The sequence below is a fragment of the Microbacterium sp. CR_7 genome (assembly GCF_041954755.1).
Lineage (GTDB): Bacteria > Actinomycetota > Actinomycetes > Actinomycetales > Microbacteriaceae > Microbacterium.
Map to the genome: position 1 here is coordinate 26,894 of NZ_JAVAYF010000008.1, position 16,819 is coordinate 43,712.

The 16,819-nt window shown below is 70.8% G+C and carries 17 protein-coding genes and 1 tRNA gene; 6 read left to right on the top strand and 12 right to left on the bottom strand.

Annotated features, from left to right (window positions below; translation table 11 throughout):
* Positions 1-98: 98 nt before the first annotated feature.
* Positions 99-683, bottom strand: coding sequence for a TetR/AcrR family transcriptional regulator (locus tag RAC81_RS15640; RefSeq protein WP_375083208.1), 585 nt, complete (start codon positions 681-683; stop codon positions 99-101).
* A gap of 83 nt (positions 684-766) precedes the next feature.
* Here RAC81_RS15640 and RAC81_RS15645 point away from each other — a divergent pair, with 83 nt between their 5' ends.
* Positions 767-1,198 (top strand): DUF6069 family protein, encoded by a 432-nt coding sequence (locus RAC81_RS15645; RefSeq protein ID WP_375083209.1) that lies wholly within the window; start codon positions 767-769, stop codon positions 1,196-1,198.
* 93 nt (positions 1,199-1,291) lie between these two features.
* Here RAC81_RS15645 and RAC81_RS15650 read toward each other — a convergent pair whose 3' ends face one another.
* Positions 1,292-1,810 carry a hypothetical protein gene (locus tag RAC81_RS15650; RefSeq protein WP_375083210.1) on the bottom strand — a complete coding sequence of 173 codons (519 nt, stop codon included), beginning with the start codon at positions 1,808-1,810 and terminating at the stop codon, positions 1,292-1,294.
* Position 1,811: 1 nt separating this feature from the next.
* Complete coding sequence (dcd, locus tag RAC81_RS15655; protein WP_375083211.1) at positions 1,812-2,417, bottom strand: dCTP deaminase; 606 nt, start codon at positions 2,415-2,417, stop codon at positions 1,812-1,814.
* Positions 2,418-2,509: 92 nt separating this feature from the next.
* Here dcd and RAC81_RS15660 point away from each other — a divergent pair.
* A tRNA-Gly gene (locus tag RAC81_RS15660) sits at positions 2,510-2,583 on the top strand.
* Between the two features lie 123 nt (positions 2,584-2,706).
* On the opposite strand, the gene RAC81_RS15665 is transcribed toward RAC81_RS15660, so the two are convergent.
* The 6 genes from RAC81_RS15665 to RAC81_RS15690 all read right to left on the bottom strand — a co-directional run bounded on the left by RAC81_RS15665 (position 2,707) and on the right by RAC81_RS15690 (position 8,928).
* Positions 2,707-3,636 carry a carbohydrate ABC transporter permease gene (locus tag RAC81_RS15665; RefSeq protein WP_375083212.1) on the bottom strand — a complete coding sequence of 310 codons (930 nt, stop codon included), beginning with the start codon at positions 3,634-3,636 and terminating at the stop codon, positions 2,707-2,709.
* On the bottom strand, positions 3,626-4,576 hold the full coding sequence (locus RAC81_RS15670) for a carbohydrate ABC transporter permease (RefSeq protein ID WP_096714479.1): 951 nt from the start codon (positions 4,574-4,576) through the stop codon (positions 3,626-3,628). The genes RAC81_RS15665 and RAC81_RS15670 overlap by 11 nt, the downstream gene beginning before the upstream one ends.
* A 4-nt stretch (positions 4,577-4,580) precedes the next feature.
* Positions 4,581-5,888, bottom strand: coding sequence for an ABC transporter substrate-binding protein (locus tag RAC81_RS15675; RefSeq protein WP_375083213.1), 1,308 nt, complete (start codon positions 5,886-5,888; stop codon positions 4,581-4,583).
* 50 nt (positions 5,889-5,938) lie between these two features.
* A complete protein-coding gene (locus RAC81_RS15680) occupies positions 5,939-7,564 on the bottom strand; it encodes an FAD-dependent oxidoreductase (protein WP_375083214.1) in 1,626 nt (541 codons plus the stop codon).
* Complete coding sequence (locus tag RAC81_RS15685; protein ID WP_375083215.1) at positions 7,561-8,667, bottom strand: LacI family DNA-binding transcriptional regulator; 1,107 nt, start codon at positions 8,665-8,667, stop codon at positions 7,561-7,563. The genes RAC81_RS15680 and RAC81_RS15685 overlap by 4 nt, the downstream gene beginning before the upstream one ends.
* 117 nt (positions 8,668-8,784) lie before the next feature.
* Complete coding sequence (locus RAC81_RS15690; protein WP_375083302.1) at positions 8,785-8,928, bottom strand: helix-turn-helix domain-containing protein; 144 nt, start codon at positions 8,926-8,928, stop codon at positions 8,785-8,787.
* On the opposite strand from RAC81_RS15690, the gene RAC81_RS15695 reads away from it, so the two are divergent.
* Together RAC81_RS15695 and RAC81_RS15700 are read left to right on the top strand one after the other, a co-directional pair.
* On the top strand, positions 8,900-9,067 hold the full coding sequence (locus tag RAC81_RS15695) for a hexameric tyrosine-coordinated heme protein (protein ID WP_375083216.1): 168 nt from the start codon (positions 8,900-8,902) through the stop codon (positions 9,065-9,067). The two genes, RAC81_RS15690 and RAC81_RS15695, sit on opposite strands and share 29 nt — an antisense overlap.
* 78 nt (positions 9,068-9,145) lie before the next feature.
* Positions 9,146-9,610, top strand: coding sequence for a sigma factor (locus tag RAC81_RS15700; RefSeq protein ID WP_375083217.1), 465 nt, complete (start codon positions 9,146-9,148; stop codon positions 9,608-9,610).
* Positions 9,611-9,612: 2 nt separating this feature from the next.
* Here the strand turns inward: RAC81_RS15700 and RAC81_RS15705 are convergent, their stop codons facing one another.
* Entirely contained in the window at positions 9,613-10,599 is a 987-nt protein-coding gene (locus RAC81_RS15705) for an alpha/beta fold hydrolase (RefSeq protein ID WP_375083218.1), read from the bottom strand.
* An 88-nt stretch (positions 10,600-10,687) separates the two neighbouring features.
* On the opposite strand from RAC81_RS15705, the gene RAC81_RS15710 reads away from it, so the two are divergent.
* Together RAC81_RS15710 and RAC81_RS15715 are read left to right on the top strand one after the other, a co-directional pair.
* Positions 10,688-11,755, top strand: a complete 1,068-nt coding sequence (locus RAC81_RS15710) for a spore photoproduct lyase family protein (protein ID WP_375083219.1) — start codon at positions 10,688-10,690, stop codon at positions 11,753-11,755.
* Between the two features lie 128 nt (positions 11,756-11,883).
* Positions 11,884-13,533 carry a RecQ family ATP-dependent DNA helicase gene (locus RAC81_RS15715; RefSeq protein WP_375083220.1) on the top strand — a complete coding sequence of 550 codons (1,650 nt, stop codon included), beginning with the start codon at positions 11,884-11,886 and terminating at the stop codon, positions 13,531-13,533.
* Here the strand turns inward: RAC81_RS15715 and RAC81_RS15720 are convergent.
* Together RAC81_RS15720 and RAC81_RS15725 are read right to left on the bottom strand one after the other, a co-directional pair.
* Entirely contained in the window at positions 13,467-14,231 is a 765-nt protein-coding gene (locus RAC81_RS15720) for a hypothetical protein (RefSeq protein ID WP_375083221.1), read from the bottom strand. The two genes, RAC81_RS15715 and RAC81_RS15720, sit on opposite strands and share 67 nt — an antisense overlap.
* An 85-nt stretch (positions 14,232-14,316) precedes the next feature.
* Positions 14,317-16,782: a glycoside hydrolase family 2 protein gene (locus RAC81_RS15725; RefSeq protein ID WP_375083222.1), complete on the bottom strand. Its 2,466-nt coding sequence runs from the start codon at positions 16,780-16,782 to the stop codon at positions 14,317-14,319.
* Positions 16,783-16,819 lie beyond the last annotated feature (37 nt).

The following is a 16,819-nucleotide window of genomic DNA, read 5'->3' on the forward strand; positions in this document are numbered from 1 at the left end:
CATCCCCTGGAGCCCCACCCTCACGCAGGGTGGGGCTCTCCGCGTCTCCGCGGATTTCTCCCGAGCCGACGACGCCGCACGGCGACCCACCCCGGCGACTACCGCAAGGCCGGCAGCACCACCTGGTCGATGAGCTCCGCGACCGTCTCCGGATCGAGCGCCCGTCGCCGCAGGCTCACGCTGCCGAACGCCGCCGTCGGCACGATCCCGGCGATGAGCGCGACGGGCGCATCGGCGCGCACCTCGCCGCGGTCCTTCCACCGCTCGATCACGGTCGTCAGCACGGCGACGGGCGGTCCGCCGATCACCCGATAGGCGACGGTTCTGAGCTCGTCGTCGCGGCCGATCTCGCTGAGGATGCCGGCGAGCACCGTCGCGGTCCGCTCGTCGGCGTCGGCGAAATGCAGCGCGGCGGCGAGCAGGTCACCGCGCAGGGTGCCGGTGTCGGGAGCCTCGGCCGTGACCTGCAGAGCGCGGACCGCCGCGACCACGAGCTCGGCCTTGGTCTCCCAGCGGCGGTAGATCGCCGACCGGCCGCACCGGGCCCGCTCCGCCACCGCCGCGATGGTCGTGCCGTCGTAGCCCTCTTCGATGAGCAGGTCCTGCACCGCCGAGAGGATCGCCGCCTCGACTCCGGGGTCGCGCGGGCGACCAGCCGCCCTGCTCGCCTCGTCCGCTCCCACGTGGCCATTGTACATTCCGGGATCGAGCAGTACCGTATATAGCGGTACTGGTCAGTACCGTATTCCTCGAGCAAGGAGTCGTCATGGTCACCACCACGTCCGCAGAGCCCACCGCGACCCGTTCACGGGCCGGCGCGGCGCTGATCCTCACCGCCGCCGTCGCCATCGCGATCGCACTCAATGCCGTGGTCGCCGCCGTCGCGATCGCGACCGGCGCACCCGCCGCCTACGGCCCCCTCACCCCGCCCGCGTTCGGACTCTTCACGGCGCTCGGAGTCGCCGCCGGGTGGGTCGGCTGGTCGCTCGTGACCCGGCGCGCGAAGGATCCGCGCCGGATGCTGTCGATACTCGTCCCGCTGGTGACGGTCGCCTCGTTCGTCCCCGACGTGCTGCTGCTGGCGCTGGGGTTCATCCCCGGCACGACCACCGGCGCCGTGATCGCGCTCATGGTCATGCACGTCGTCGTCGTGGCCGTCGCCGTCCCCGCGTTCGCGCTCGCCTCGCGAACGCGCTGAACGAGCCGCGCGAACGCGCTGAAAGAGCCGCGCAAACGCGCTGAAGGCGCCTCGCGAAGGCGCTGAAAGAGGGAGGGTGGCGGCGCGACCCCGTCAGCCCAGGAGCGCGGATGCCGTCGAGGTCGGCGGGGCGACGGCATCCGCCGCGAACGGCAGCCCGACCGACGTCGCGAGGTAGGCCGCGCCCGCGATCGCGCCGATCAGCAGCAACACGAGCACTGCGAAGACCGCGACCGCGAGGCCGCGATACGACCCGGGGTCCGGATCCTGCGGTGCCACCGACGGGCGGGCCCAGTCGTCGGCGACAGCCGACGGAGCGTCGTCCGCGAGCACGGCCGGACGGCGGCGAGCGCTGCGGGTCGCCGGCAGCTCGGCATCCGCCGGCGGAGGGGGGATCACGGCGCCCGCGGGTGCGATGTCGGCGGGCGGAGGCGTCAGCAGCCCCTCGGGCACGGGGGCGTCGGATGCCGGGGGCGGCGTCAGCAGCCCCTCCGGGACGGGGGTGGCGGATGCCGGGGGCGCGGCGAGCAGCTCGTCGGGATCCGGCGTCGCGGGCGGTGGCGCGACAGCATCCGCCGAGTCGTCCTGCGGGCGCGTGCTGTCGTCGCTCATGTCAGCCTCCGAGGGCTCCGACGTCGGTGACCCCGACGTCCGTGCGGTGGAAATTCTGGAACGACCGGGATGCCGTCGGCCCCCGCTGCCCCTGGTAACGGTTGCCGTAGGGACCCGATCCGTACGGGTTCTCGGCCGGGGACGTCAGGCGGAAGAAGCACAGCTGCCCGATCTTCATGCCCGGCCACAGCTTGATCGGCAGCGTCGCGACGTTCGCGAGCTCGAGCGTCACGTGCCCCGTGAAGCCGGGGTCGATGAAGCCGGCGGTCGAGTGGGTGATGAGCCCGAGGCGCCCCAGTGACGACTTGCCCTCGAGACGCGCAGCCACGTCTTCCGCGAGCGTGACCTGCTCGAACGTCGCCCCGAGCGCGAACTCCCCCGGGTGCAGGATGAACGGCTCGTCGGGGTCGACCTCGATCAGCCGCGTGAGCTCCGGCTGATCGACCGACGGATCGATGAACGGGTACTTGTGGTTGTCGAACAGCCGGAAGTAGCGGTCCAGACGCACGTCGACGCTCGACGGCTGGATCATCTCCGGCTCGTGCGGCTGCAGGCCGATCCGGCCCGATGCGAGTTCTGCCCTGATGTCGCGATCGCTGAGAAGCACGGCACCAGCCTAGTTGCCGTGTCGGCGCGACGCTTTGGTCGTGACGTGCCTGGCGGGTAGGCTTGCGATCACCCGGTCTTCGGAACGGGTACGGGGCTGTAGTTCAATGGCAGAACTTCTGCTTCCCAAGCAGACAGCGCGGGTTCGATTCCCGTCAGCCCCTCCACAAGCTCGCTGCAGCCTCTCCGTGCAGAACAGCGCGTAGACCGCGTCAGCGAAGAGGCCGCCTCCGAACAGAAGGAAGCCTCTTCGCTGTGCCCGTGGCTCCGGCCGGCACCGGAGTTGCGGGTCAGCCCTTCAGACCGGTGTGGGCGAGCCCCTGCACGAACTGCTTCTGCGCGAACAGGAACACGACCAGCACGGGCACGACCGTGAGCGTCGTGGCGGCGAGCTGCACGTTCCACATCGGCCCGCCGTAGGCGTCGACGTACTGCGTCAGCGCCTGCGGCAGCGTGAACATGTCCTTGCTCGACAGGTACACGATCGGCTCGAGGTACAGGTTCCACGACTTCAGGAACGTGAAGATCGCGACCGCGGCGAGCGCGGGTCGAGCCAGCGGGAACGCGATGCGCCAGAAGATGCCCCAGCGGCCGAGACCGTCCATGCGCCCGGCTTCCTCCAGCTCCGTCGGCAGCCCGAGGAAGAACTGGCGCATGATGAACACCGCGAGCACCGCCGGCGCCCCGAGCACGGGGATGACGATCAGCGGCCAGTGCGTGTTGATCAGCCCCAGGGAGTTCACGAAGCGGAACAGCGGGACGATCGTCACCTCGCTGGGCACCAGCAGCCCCACGAGCACCACGAGGAAGAGCGCGTTCGCGCCGGGGAAGCGGATGCGGGCGAACGCGTACCCGGCCATGGCGGCGACGAGCATCGTGCCCACCGTGACGAGCGCGGCGATGTAGAGGCTGTTCCCGTACTGCTGCGCGAACGGCTGCAGGCGGAACACCTCGCCGTACGCCTCGGCCGTCGGGTTCGCCGGCCACAGGGTCGGGACCTTCTGGAGGATCTCGCTCATCGGCTTGAAGCTGCTCGTGATCATCCACAGCGTCGGGAAGACGAAGGGGATGCTGAGCACGGCCATCAGCGCGATGAGGCCTCCCGCGAACCAGCGCCGGCGGCGGGTGGCGGCGCCCGGCCGCTCGCGCCGCTCCGGCGATCCGGTCGTGACGGCACGGGTGCTGAGGGACTCCGGCCGGTCGATGACGTCAGTTCTCATTGAAGACCCACCTCTTCCTGGTCTGCCATTGCACGAGCGTCAGCACGAGCACGATGAGGAACATCAGCACGGCGATGGCGCTCGCGTAGCCGAAGTCGTTGAAGCGGAACGCCTGTTGATACAGGTAGTACACGAGCACGGTCGTGGAGTTGCCAGGGCCGCCTCCGGTGAGCACCGCGATCTGCGCGAACACCTCGAGCGAGCCGACGATGGTGAGAATCATCACGAGCAGGATCGTCGGGCTGATCATCGGCAGCGTGATCGAGCGGAAGCGACGCCAGGCGCCGGCTCCGTCGATCTTCGCGGCCTCGCCGATCTCCTCGGGTACGCCCTGGAGCGCGGCGAGGAACAGGATCATGTTGAGGCCGACGTTCTTGAACACCTGGACGACGATCACGGCCAGCATCGCCGTGACGTCGTTGCGCAGCCAGTTCGGCCCCTCGATTCCCACGGTGGCGAGGAAGCCGTTGATGCCGCCGTCGGACTGCAGCAGGAAGCTCCAGACGATGGTCCACGCGACGAGCGAGACGACGACCGGCGAGAAGAAGAACGTGCGGAAGGTCGTCGTCCCCGGCAGCTTCTGGTTGAGCAGCACCGCGAGGAAGAGGGCGAGCGTGACGTTGAGCACGACCAGCCCGATCGAGAACCACAGGCTCGCGAGCAGCGAGTCCCTGAGTCCGGGGTCGGCCAGCATCCGCTCGTAGTTGTCGGCTCCTGCGAACACGAAGGTGTTGGCGAGCACGTTCCAGTCGTGCAGCGAGAACCAGATCACGGCGACGAGCGGGACGATGACGAAGGCGACGGCGCCGAGCACGACCGGAGCGACCATCGTGTACCCGACGATCCAGTCCTGCCGCGTCGCCGCGGAGCGGCGGGGGCGTGCGGGACGCCCCTTCCGCTCCGCGGTGTCGGCCGCCGCGAGGACGGCGGAGGATGTCATGCGATCAGCCCTCCAGAAGCGGAGCGATCGTCTCGCAGGTGCTGCCGAGCACGGACTCCACGTCGGCGTCCGCGGTCCACAGGGCGTCGAGCTGCGCACGCACCGTGTCCTGGATCTTGGCGAAGTTCGGGTGCGCCGGCTTCGTCACGGCATCCTGGATCCCGTCGACGACCACGGCCTGCAGCTGCTCCTCGGTCAGGCGCGGGTTGCCGGCGGCGAGGGTCTCGGCGTTCAGCAGCGACTCGCGGGGCGGCGGGAAGTACGCCGCGAGCTTCTCGGCGTTCTCCGGCGCCGTGAAGTAGGCGAGGAAGTCGGCGGCGACGCCGGGGTTCTCGGCGTTCGCGAACACGCCGATGCCGGCCTGTCCGATCACGTTCTGGCGCCCCTCCGGTCCGTCCGGCAGCGGCACGACGTCCCACCCGAACGAGTCGTCGAGAGCCGACGCACGACTGATCTGCGTGATCGTCATCGCGGCGTCCCCGGCGAAGAAGTCGGCGGTGACCCCCGGTCCGGGCATCGCCTTGTCGACGAAGATCGCGTCGTGGATCCACGTCATCGCGTCGACCATCTCGGGGTCGGTCAGCGTGCAGCTGGCGCCGTCCTCGCTCCACGGCGAGGCGCCGAACGACGACCAGATGGTGGCGAGGTTCTCCCACACCTTGTAGTCGAAGTCGCGCACCACGAGGCCCTGCTTGCCCGAGGTCGCGGCGGAGGCGGCGGAGATGTCGCGGGCCGCGTCGAACGTCCAGTCGCCCGAGGCCACGAGGTCGGCCGGGTTCGGCTGACCGGCCGCGGCGATCTGGTCGGTGTTCACGAACACGGCGAACGGGCTGTTCGAGAACGGGTACGCGAAGAGCTTGTCGTCCTGCTGCCACAGCGCGAGCGAGGAGTCGAGCAGGTCGTCGTACTCGTACCCTTCGTGGTCCTGCAGCGTGTCGGTGATGTCGTAGAGGGCGCCCGAGGAGACGAACTCCGGGGCGTAGCTCTCGAGGATCCAGCCGAGGTCGGGGGCGTTGCCTCCCGCGAGCTGGGTGGTGAGCGTCGTCGTGTAGTCGTCGAACGGGATCGGCTCGAAGGTGACCTTCGAGACCAGCTCCGGGTTCTCGGCGACGTACTCGTCGGCGATCTCCTGGAACAGGCCGAGCTGCGTCTCGTCGGCCGTCCAGACCGTCATGCGGAGCTCGACGGGCTCGTCGGGGGTGGCGGCGCCCTCGGGGCTCCCGCTGCATCCGGCGAGCACGAGGGCGACGGCGGCGATGCCGGCCCCGGCCGTCAGCGGCAGACGCCGACGACGCGATGCGGATGTGCTCATGGTTGTCTTCTCCTTGCTGTGCTGTGATTCGGGTGGGTAGTGGTGGGTGGTCAGTAGGCGTAGACGCGGCCCTCCGGCCAGTGCAGCTCGACGCCGGCGGCCTCCAGCTCGCGCTGGTAGTCGGAGCGGATGCCGGCGTCGCCGTGCACCTCGTGCGGAGTGGTGTCCGTCGCGGCGCAGAAGGCGGCGAGGTGGCCGGCCGCCTCTCCGACGTTCCACTCCACGGGGTGCAGCCGGTAGCAGCCGTTCGTGATGTGCGTCGTGCCGATGTTCTTGTTCGCGGCGAGCAGGTTGGCGGTGCGCTGCGGGATGAGCGCGCCGAGCGGGATCTCGAAGGGCGTGGAGGCCACGTCGATGTAGGTGTCGCCGCCCGTGGAGGGGTGCAGGTCGATGCGGTACATGCCGACGCCGACGGACTCCTCGTACCTGGTCGCGCCCTCGTCGCCGCGCACGTCGTACGACACATCGTTCTCGGTGACCGTGGTGAGCGCCCTGATGCGCCGCGACTCGCGGTGGTACGGGGCCTGGGCGAGCCCGTCGTCCGACCCCATCACGTCGGGGCGCAGCCGCAGACCGGGGTATCCGGTGCCGCCGTCGGCGCGCGGCGCCTCGGTCTGCATCCAGTACATCATCGACAACGAGAGCTGCCGTGCCCGCCGGTAGTGCTCGAGCTCCTCGTCGCGCGACACATCGAGCACCGGGGCGAGGAAGTAGTCGATGCTGGGCCAGTTCACGAGGCAGATGTCGCTCTCGTAGAAGCCCTGCTCGAACTGGTCGCGCGCGGCGATGCGGCGGAACGTCCACAGGTTCGCGTCGCCCGCATTGCGCGACTGGTCGGCGTCGACCTCGGCGACGTCGTCGCCCGGGTTGGGGTCGAACGCGCGCGTGCCCATCTCGAGGGTGCGGGGGTTCGGGGCCTCCCACGACAGCATCCGGCTGCCCTGCCAGGCCTCGGGCAGGTAGTCGCGCCAGAAGTCGTAGTCGGCTGGGCGCTCGATCGTGTGGTCGCCGTCGACGTGCTCGATCGCGAAGCACACGCTGAGCGCCTGCACGTTGTCGGGCTGGGCCTCGTCGGGGGCGCTGGGCTCGCCGGTCTCGGCGCGCGACTCGAAGCCGGTCACGTACTCGGTGCCCGACAGCGGCAGCAGCTCGCCCGTCTCGGTCGCGTCGAGCACGTACTGCGCGGTGACCGAGACGGTCTCGCCGTCGACCTCGGACTGCAGCGTGACGCGGGTGATGCGGTCTCCGTCGACGTCGGCCGAGACAGGGCGCACGCGTTCCAGCAGGCGGACGCGGCCCGTCGACCGGTGCGGGGCGAGCATCTCCTCCAGCACGCCGACCGCGATCCGCGGCTCGTGGCACAGCTTCGACACCCAGCCCGCACCGGGGTTGAGGTCGGCGCGGCCCTTCGCGGCATCCGTCAGCGGGTAGCGGCGACGGTAGACCTCGCGGATGCCGTCGCGCAGCTGCCGGTAGCGGGCGGTGATGCCGAACTCCTCCACCCAGGGGTGCTCGTCGGGCGGCACCGCCTGCGAGGTGAGCTGGCCGCCGATCCACGGGTACTCCTCGGTGAGGATCACGTGGGCACCTCGGTCGGCGGCGGCGAGGGCGGCGGCCACGCCGCCGAGTCCGGCGCCCACGACGAGGATGTCGGTGGTCAGTTCTCGCGTTGTCACGAAGGGTTCCTTTCGAAGGGTCGGGTGAGGGAGGGCGCCAGCGCGACGGTGTCGCCCTCGACGTCCGGACAGTCGATGATCTGGTGGTAGTCGGCGTCCGTGAGCCGCAGGGCGGCGGACGGGCGGACCGAGGAGCGGCGGTTCGGCTCGGCATCCTGATGCACGATCCGCGAGAGCAGCACGAGGGCGCGGGCGCCCATCTCCTCCCGCGGGACGGAGAAGCCCGACCACCGGCGCCCGCGGCGCAGCGGCAGGTGCGGCTGACCCAGCAGCACGACCGAGAGATCGCGTGGCACGGCGAGCCCCCTCGCCTCGAGCGCGTCGGCGATCTCGTCCGGGTCGTTCTCGGGGGCGAGCAGCAGGGCGGTGATGCCGCGCTCGACGATCTCGTCGATGCCGCGGGCGCCGTCTCGCAGGTCGAGGAAGCGGGGCGCGAGCCCCTTGGCCTTCATCGCGTCGCGGTAGCCGTCGACGCGGTCGCGGGTGGACTGGTCGTCGCTGCGCGCGCCCGCATAGGCGATCTGGGTGTGCCCGAGAGCGACGAGCCGATCAATCTGTCGGGCGGTGGCCGTGACGTAGTCGGCCCCGACGTACGGCAGCAGGTGCTTGTCGGTCTCGCGCTTGCCGATGAAGACGAACGGGTAGTTCGTGTCGAGCAGGTGCTGCAGCTCTTCGCGGTCCTCCTGCTGGCCGAGCAGCAGGCATCCGTCGGCGATGCCCAACCGCTGCCACCCGTCGCCCGCGAGCCGGCGTCGTCCGTCGACCACCCGGGCCGAGGTGAACAGCAGCATGTCGACGCCGAGCTGCTCGGCCGCCTCCTCGATGCCGTTCAGGAAAGCCCCGTAGAAGTCACGGCCTCCGCGCGGGAACGTCTTCTCGTAGGTGAAGACGCCGAGCAGCTGGTTCTTGCCGCCGGCGAGGCGCTGCGCCACCGGGTTGGCCGAGTACCCCGTGATGCGGAGCGCCTCGAGCACCCGGTTGCGCGTGGCCTCCGAGATGCGCACGCCCTTCGGCGTGTGCCCGCTCAGCACGATGCTGACCGTCGCCTGGCTGACGCCGGCGAGAGCCGCGACATCGGCCTGCGTCGAGCGGTGGTGCGGCATCGATCCTCCTTGATCGCCTGCGGGGTGTTCCCTCACTCTGGCGACAGAGGACCGAGATGGTCAACGTGATAATACGCATTATTAGCGCGGATGCTCAGGGCGTCCGCACCTGGCGCGTCAGGCGGCGAGCGCGAGCCACGCCCTCGGACTGCATCCGAGCCGCTGGGAGAACGCGCGCGAGAACGCCGAGGCGCTGGCATAGCCGAGCTCCGCCGCGATCGTGCCTACCGGGGTGCCGGCGCGCAGGTGCTCCTGCGCGATCGTGAGGCGCCATTCCGAGGTGCGCGAGCGCGTCCGATCCGCCTACGCCGAGGACTTCGGAGCGCTCATCGCCATCTCCCAGGTCGTCGCGACCAACTTCCAGACGGTGGCGGCGGCGAACGGACAATGGCGGGTCTGATCCGGGCGACCGGATACCACCTTTCCCGGCCCGTTTCAAGCAGGCGCGCGACGTCGTGCCGCGTGCGACGATCATGGCATGGACGCTCCCGCCCCGCTCTCCTCCTCCGGCGAGGATGCTGCGCGGGGTGCGGAGCGCCGGCTGATGGCCGAAGCCGCCGCAGGCGGCCAGGCCGCACTCGCCCAGGTGTACGACCTCACCTCCGCGCAGGTGTTCGGCCTGATCCTCGGCGTCGTCCGCGACAGGACCGCCGCCGAGGAGGCGCTGCAGGAGACCTATCTGCACGCGTGGCGGTACGCCGCCGACTTCGACGCCTCTCGTGACACGGTCGCCGTGTGGCTGTGCGGCATCGCGCACCGGTACGCCGTCGCGCGCACTCTCTCCCACTTCGCCGGTCTGACCCCGTACGAGATCGCCGCTCGCACGGCGCAGACCGTCGCGGCCGTGCGGTCGCACACGCGTGCGGGGCTCTCCGGACTGCACGACCACTCGCAGCGTTCCCGCTCTGAGCCCTCCGACACCAGAGCCCCCGAGCCCGCCTGAGGTCAGTCCTTCGGGTGCCTTACGCCGGCCCGGTACGCCCGCCAGAGGATGTGCGCGTGGTCCTCCTTCGCGTCCGCGACACCCGCCTCATCGCCGCGCAGCGCGCTCACCCACTCGCGCACCCGCGCCGCGACCGCACCGACGATCATCGCGAGATCGGTGCGGAGGGGCGGAGGCGTCAGCGCCTCCTCGTCGGACATCCGCCCCCGCCGCGGCAGCTCGTCGTCGACGTGCCGCATCGTGAGCTTCGCGACCCCCACGGCATGCGCGTTGATGATCGAGTGCGCCGCGCCCTTGATCTCCCAGCGAGACGCCGCGGGGCAGGCGGCGATCAGGCGCGAGTGGAATCGCCGCGACGAGGTCGCATCGTGCTCGCCGCGGATGAACAGCATCCGCGTGGAGAGCCCGCCGACGGCATCCGTGATCCGGTAGCGCAGCATGTGCGGGAGCACCCGGAGGAAGTACACCGGTCCGCAGAGGATGTAGGCCGAGACGGCGATCATGGCCAGATGCAGCGACTCCCGCAGCGATGACTGCAGGAACAGCACGGCCTGTCGGAACACCGTGGCCTCCTGCTCGTCGACCACGGGACTCACGAGCACGGCGTGCCGCAGGTCGGACCTGCGCGTCAGCACCTCGGTGACGATCTGCGACCCCATCGAGTGGCCGATGAGCACGGGCGTCGACAGTCCGTAGTGGTCCAGGACCGCCTCGACCTGGTCGGCGAAGAAGGAGATCGTCGGCGTGCGGCCGCGGGGTTTCGCGACGCCGGCGAATCCGGCGAGGTCGAGGGCGTACACGTCTCCCCGCTGCGCGAGCGTCGGCGCGAGGAACTCGAAGTAGCTCGCCGAGACGCCGATGCCCGCGACCAGCACGAACGGCTCTCGACCAGCCGCCGCGGTCGTCGTCACCCGCGTGACACGCGTGGTCGCCGACGGCGAGGTCACGTGCTCGACGATCACCTCTGGCCTGTCGGATCCGCTGGTCACCCCTCCACCCTGCCAGTCCGAGCCGTGCATGCCGCGCCACCGGCCGTCCGCGGGAGGCGATGTCGGTGGCCCGGAGTAGACAGGAGGCATGCGTGCGCCGTCTCCCCTGCTCGACGTCAGGCGGATCTATGCGGAACCGGACGCGGCGCGGTCGCCCCGTGGGCAGGAGATCATCGCCCGGTGGCCGGACGCGACGATCGTGCCCGTCGAATCTCACTGGCAGATACCGGAGGTGCACGGCGACGAGAGCAACGTCGCCCGCTGGGTGCGCATCAAGACCGAGGCGCTCGTGCTCGGCGAGAAGAAGAGCGTGGCCACGCGCCTCAACGGCCGCTCGGCGGACTTCATCGCCCCCTCGCTCGCGAACGGCTGCGCCATGGCCTGCGCCTACTGCTATGTGCCGCGGCGCAAGGGATACAGCAACCCGGTGACCGTGTTCACCAACATCGACCGCATCACCGCCCACCTCGCCAGGCACGTCAGCAAGCAGGGGCCGAAGACCGAGCCGAACCAGTGCGACCCCGACGCGTGGGTCTACGACATCGGCGAGAACAGCGACTGCTCGGTCGACGCGATGATCAGCGAGAACGTGCGCGACGTCTGCGACCTGTTCCGCATGCTGCCCACCGCGAAGGCGTCGTTCGCGACGAAGTACGTCAACCGCGATCTGCTCGACTGGGATCCGCTCGGGCGCACCCGCATCCGCTTCTCGCTGATGCCGGCATCCGTCGCGAAGGTCACCGACATCCGCACCTCGCCGATCGCCGAGCGCATCGCGGCGATCAACGACTTCGTCGAGGCCGGCTACGAGGTGCACCTCAACTTCTCGCCGATCATCGTCACGCCCACCTGGATCGAGGACTGGACCGAGCTGCTCGTCCACCTCGACGACGTGCTGTCCCCGGCCGCGAAGCAGCAGCTGGCGGCCGAGGTGATCTTCCTCACCCACAACGAGCGGCTGCACGAGGTCAACCTCGGCTGGCATCCGAAAGCCGAGGAGCTGCTGTGGACTCCGGCGACGCAGGAGACGAAGGTGTCGCAGAACGGCGCCGTCAACGTGCGGTACCGCGCCGACCTCAAGCGCGCGCACGTCGATGCGTTCACCCGGCTGGTCGCCCGACACCTGCCCTCGTGCCGCATCCGCTACGCGTTCTAGCGGCCCCGCCCCGGAAACACCACCCAGCCGTCTCGGCGACCGGCGACCGAGAGCGGATGCCGTGCGCCACCGGCATCCCGATGTCAACCCTCGCGCACGTTCCGGATCGCGGACTTACCGTCGCTGTCATGAGCTCTTCCGTCACGTCTCCCGCTTCCGTCGACGACATCGCCCGCGACGGATTCGGGTGGGAGGAGCTGCTGCCCGGGCAGCGCGAGGCCATCACCTCGGCGGCCGCCGGGCGCGACACCCTGCTCGTGCTGGCGACCGGAGGCGGGAAGTCGGCGGTCTACCAGGTCGCCGGCGCGCGGCGCGGCGGTGTGGTGCTCGTCGTCTCGCCCCTCCTGGCGCTGCAGGCCGACCAGCTGGCCTCGATCCGCGAGGCTCCGGCCGCCCCGCCCGCCGTCGCGCTCAACGGCTCGACCTCCGCCGCCGACACCGCTCGCGCCTGGGAGCTGATCGACCAGGGCGGCCCGGTGTACGTGCTGCTCGCCCCCGAGCAGCTGGCGAAGGAAGACACGGTGGCTCGCCTCGCGACGGCCGGCGTCTCGCTGTTCGTCGTCGACGAGGCGCACTGCGTGTCGTCGTGGGGGCACGACTTCCGGCCCGACTACGCCCGGCTCGGCGATGTGCGCCGCGACCTCGGCGACCCGCCCGTGCTCGCGATGACCGCGACGGCGTCGGAGCCGGTCCGCGCCGAGATCATCGAGAAGCTGTCGATGACCGACGTCGATGTGCAGGTGCACGGCGTCGACCGTCCGGAGATCCGTCTCGTCGTGCACCGGCACGAGAGCGACGCCGAGAAGAAGGCCGCGGTCGTGCAGGAGGCCCGCACGTGGACCGCGCCGGGCATCGTGTACGTCGCGACCCGGAAGGAGGCCGAGAGCTACGCCGCGGAGATCGCCTCGGACGACCGCCGCGTCGCCGCCTACCACGCGGGACTCAAGGCCGCGGAGCGGCGTGACGTGCAGGACCGCTGGCGCGACGGCACGCTCGACATCGTCGTGGCCACCTCGGCGTTCGGCATGGGCATCGACCGCGCCGACGTGCGCTTCGTGCTGCACGCGACCGTCACCGAGTCGCTGGACGCGTACTATCAGGAGGTCGGACGCGCCGGTCGCGACGGGGAGCCCGCGACCACCGCGCTGCACTACCGGCCCGAGGACCTCGGGCTGCGACGCTTCTTCACGAGACGCTCGGTGCAGACGGCTGACATCCGCGCGCTGCGCACCGCGATCGTCGCGAAGCCCGGCGCGCACCTGCGCGCTCTGGCGGATGCCGTCGGCAAGCCCCCGCGCACGGTGACCCGTCTCGTGAACGACCTCGTCGATGCGGGTCTCGTCGACACGACCGACGGGGTGCGCCTGGTCCGCCCGGTCACCGCCGCCCAGGCGGCGAAGGCCGTGCGGGAGACCCTGGAGTCTCGCGAGCGGATCGCCGACTCGCGTCTAGCGATGATGCGTGCGTACGCCGAGACCATGCAGTGCCGGCGCCGGGTGCTGCTCGAGTACTTCGGAGTCGACGGCCCGGCCTGGTGCGACAACTGCGACCGCTGCGAGCAGCGCGACAGCTCGGCCGCAGCCGACGACGAGGCCGCGATCGCCGAGGCGCCCGTCGCGATGGACCAGAATGTCCGCCACCGGGACTGGGGCGCCGGTACCGTCACGGGTGTCGAGGCGGATCGGGCGACGATCTACTTCGAGTCCGAGGGCTACAAGGTGCTGTCGTTCTCCGCGATCGACAGCGGTGTGCTGCTCGTCGAGGACGCCCTGGTCTGACCGGCGCCGACGGCCGTCCCCTGCGCCAGTCGGTACGACGGCCGGCGCAGCGCCCGCGCCCAGCCGTAGCTGTCGGCGCCGGGCAGCGGGTTGCGATCGATGTCGAAGCGCAGGTCCGGGTCGTCGCCCGCGCGCGGGTCACGCAGACGCAGCTCCCCGATCGGATGCCACTTTCCCCTCGGCGACGCGCAGTAGAGCCGCAGGACCCACGGATGCCGCGCGACGGCCTCGCGCAGCGCGTCGAGGTCGGCGGGCAGAGATCGTGGCGGCATCGTCCGGGCGGCGAGGAGGACCGGACCCTGCGGCGATCGGTACGGGAAGATGCTGCTCATCGTGGCGCGCGACGGCGACCGGCGGGGCAGGAGGAAGTGCCGACCGGGCACTCCGACGCCGGTCGACGCGAGCTCCAGGTCGACGTCGCGACCGTCGTGCGTCCACCGCACCCCCAGTCCCCACACGTCGGGCAGCCACGGCGGAAGCCCCACCGATCGCGACACGCGCACCACGACGGGTACGGCCGCTGCCGGCGGCGCGTCGAACCAGCGGATGCCGGAGGCCCTCCGTCCCTCGAGGAGCACGAGGTCGCCCTCGAAGACGACACCGTGCGCGTGGATGGGCCGCGGGCGCCGGAGCAGCAGGACGACGGCCATGACAGCGCGCAGCGCGCGGCCGCCGAGACGGAAGACGGTGGTCGGCATAGCGCCAGTGTGGAGGGCCGCGAGGGATGCGGGACCCCGGTGGCGCGCAGAACCGACGCGCGCTACCCTGCGGGAGCCGCGGGGCTCAGCCCTCGCGTCCGATCAGGTCGTTCATCGATCGCAGCACCAGACGGTCCGAGAACGCCGCGACGTCGGCATCCGTTGCTCCGCGCACGGTGAACCGGGCAGTCTCGCCGGGGAGCAGCGTGATGAGCGCCTCGTCGGTCTCGGCCGCCGGGTCGATCCGGTCGACGAGCAGAGTGAGATCGCGCACGAGCGTGCCGGCCGTGACCTCGACCGTCCACCCGTGCTCGGTGCGCTCCGCGGAGACCTCTGTCGACGCCGCCGGCAGCGACGAGTCGCGCGGTTCGGCGAAGAACCACTCCGCGGTCGCCTCGCCGGCGTCGGAGGTCGCGCGGATCAGTTCACCCGCGGCATCCTGCGCCGTGGCGACGTCGGCGTCGAGGTCGATCCGCTCGATGCCGCGCGGGGGCACGGCGACCGACCAGGTCTGCTCGGCGAGCGCCGCCCCGTCGAACGACCGCCGGGCGATCGCGAACTCGGCCCGCCACTCCTCGTCGGTGTCGTTCGTAACGGTGAGGGTCAGCCCCTCGGCGCCGGGCTGGATCGTCGTCAGGCGCGCAGCGTTCGCCGCACGCATCGCGAAGAGCAGCGGCTTGCGACGGCCGTCGCCGTCGACCGCGGCCCAGGAGGTCACCGGCCAGCAGTCGTTGAGCTGCCAGGTGATTGTGCCGGTGTTGTACGGGGCGAGCGACCGCCACCACTCGATCGCGGTGCGCACGGCCACCGCCTGATTGAGCGACATCGCCCAGTGCCAGTCGTCCATGTCGTTCGGCAGCGGCAGGTGCGGCGCGAGGCCGTCGGTGAGCTTGTCGTTGCCGGTCATCGCCTTCTGGTGCACGATCATCCCCGGCGACTCGGGGGTGAGCGGGTCGTCGCCGATGGCTCTGGTGAGCGTGCTCCACGTGGGCGGCCCCTGCCACCCGAACTCCGCGACGAACCGCGGACGGTGGTCGCGGTAGTGCGTCCAGTCCTTCTGGTTCCAGGTGTCCCAGACATGCATGGTGCCGCGCTCCGCGGCGTTCTGCCGATCGTCGCGGTCGGGGCTGAACGGGCTGCCCGGCGTGTAGGGCACGTGCGGGGCGAGCTCGGCGACGATCGCCGGCAGCAGCTCGTAGTAGTAGCCGGCGCCCCAGGTGCGGCCGTCGAGGCGACCCTCCCAGCGCCACTCCTGCCGGCCCCAGATGTTCTCGTTGTTGCCGTTGAGGATCACGAGCGACGGATGCGAGGCGAGGCGGACGACTGCCGCTCGCGCCTCGAGTTCGACCTCGGTCCGCAGCGGCTCGTCCTCCGAGTACGCCGCGCACGCGAACAGGAAGTCCTGCCAGGTCAGCAGGCCTCGTTCGTCGCACTCGGCGTAGAAGTCGTCGGACTCGTAGATGCCGCCGCCCCAGACGCGGATGAGGTTGAGGCCCGCGAACTCCGCCTGTGCGAGCCGCTCGGCGTACCGTGCGCGGTCGACGCGGTGCGGGAACGCGTCGTCAGGGATCCAGTTCGCCCCGCGGATCTCGATGACCCGGTCGTTCACGACGATGGCGAAGCCGACGCCGTGCTCGTCCTCGTCCAGTCGCGCCGCGACCGAGCGGAACCCGACGCGCCGCTCGTGCTCGTCGATCTCCTCGCCGTCGCGCAGCAGCACCAGCCTGGCCTCGTACAGCGGCTGTTCGCCGTGGCCGCGCGGCCACCAGAGCCCGGCCGACGGCACATCGCCCTCGACGAGCACCGCGCCGTCGCGCACCTCGGCCTCGAACTCGGCCTCGAAATCCGCGCCCGCGATGACGAGCCGTGCACGCAGACCCTCGACGACTCCGTCGACGGATGCCGTGGCCCGCACCCGCGGCACGCCGTCCACGACGTGACCCGCGATCAGCGCATCCACGAGTCGTGCGCCCGACCAGCTCTCGATGGCTACGGGACGCCAGATGCCGGAGGTCGCGGTGTCGATGCCCCAGTCCCACCCGAAGCTGCACGCCATCTTGCGGATCGAGTTGTACGGGTGGTGGTTCGCGTGCGGCCGGGCGCCGAGCGCGAGGCTCGCGGCGTCCGCGGCGCGGATCGGCGACCGGAACGCCACCTCCAGGTCGTTCTCGCCCGCGCGCAGCGCCGACGTGACGTCGATGCGGTGCGGACGGTGCATGTTCTGCACGCTCGCGAGCTCGACGCCGTTCAGACGGATCGTCGCGACGGTGTCCACGCCGGCGAACACGAGGTCGTGCCGCTCATCGGCATCCGACCCCGCCCAGTCGAACGCGGTGCGGTAGGTCCAGTCGACCAGCCCTACCCACGACAGCGTCTTCTCGTTCTCGTCGAGGTACGGGTCGGGGATGAGCCCGGCCGCCAGCAGGTCGGTGAGGATGCTGCCCGGCACCTGCGCCGGGATGGCACCGGCCTCGGCGATCTCGCGGGGCACGGGGCCGCGCTCCGGGGATACGGTCCATCCGTCGTGCAGGGGTCGTCGGGAGACGGTCACGGGGTGCCTTTCCTTCGCGCCATCACGAGTGCGCGTC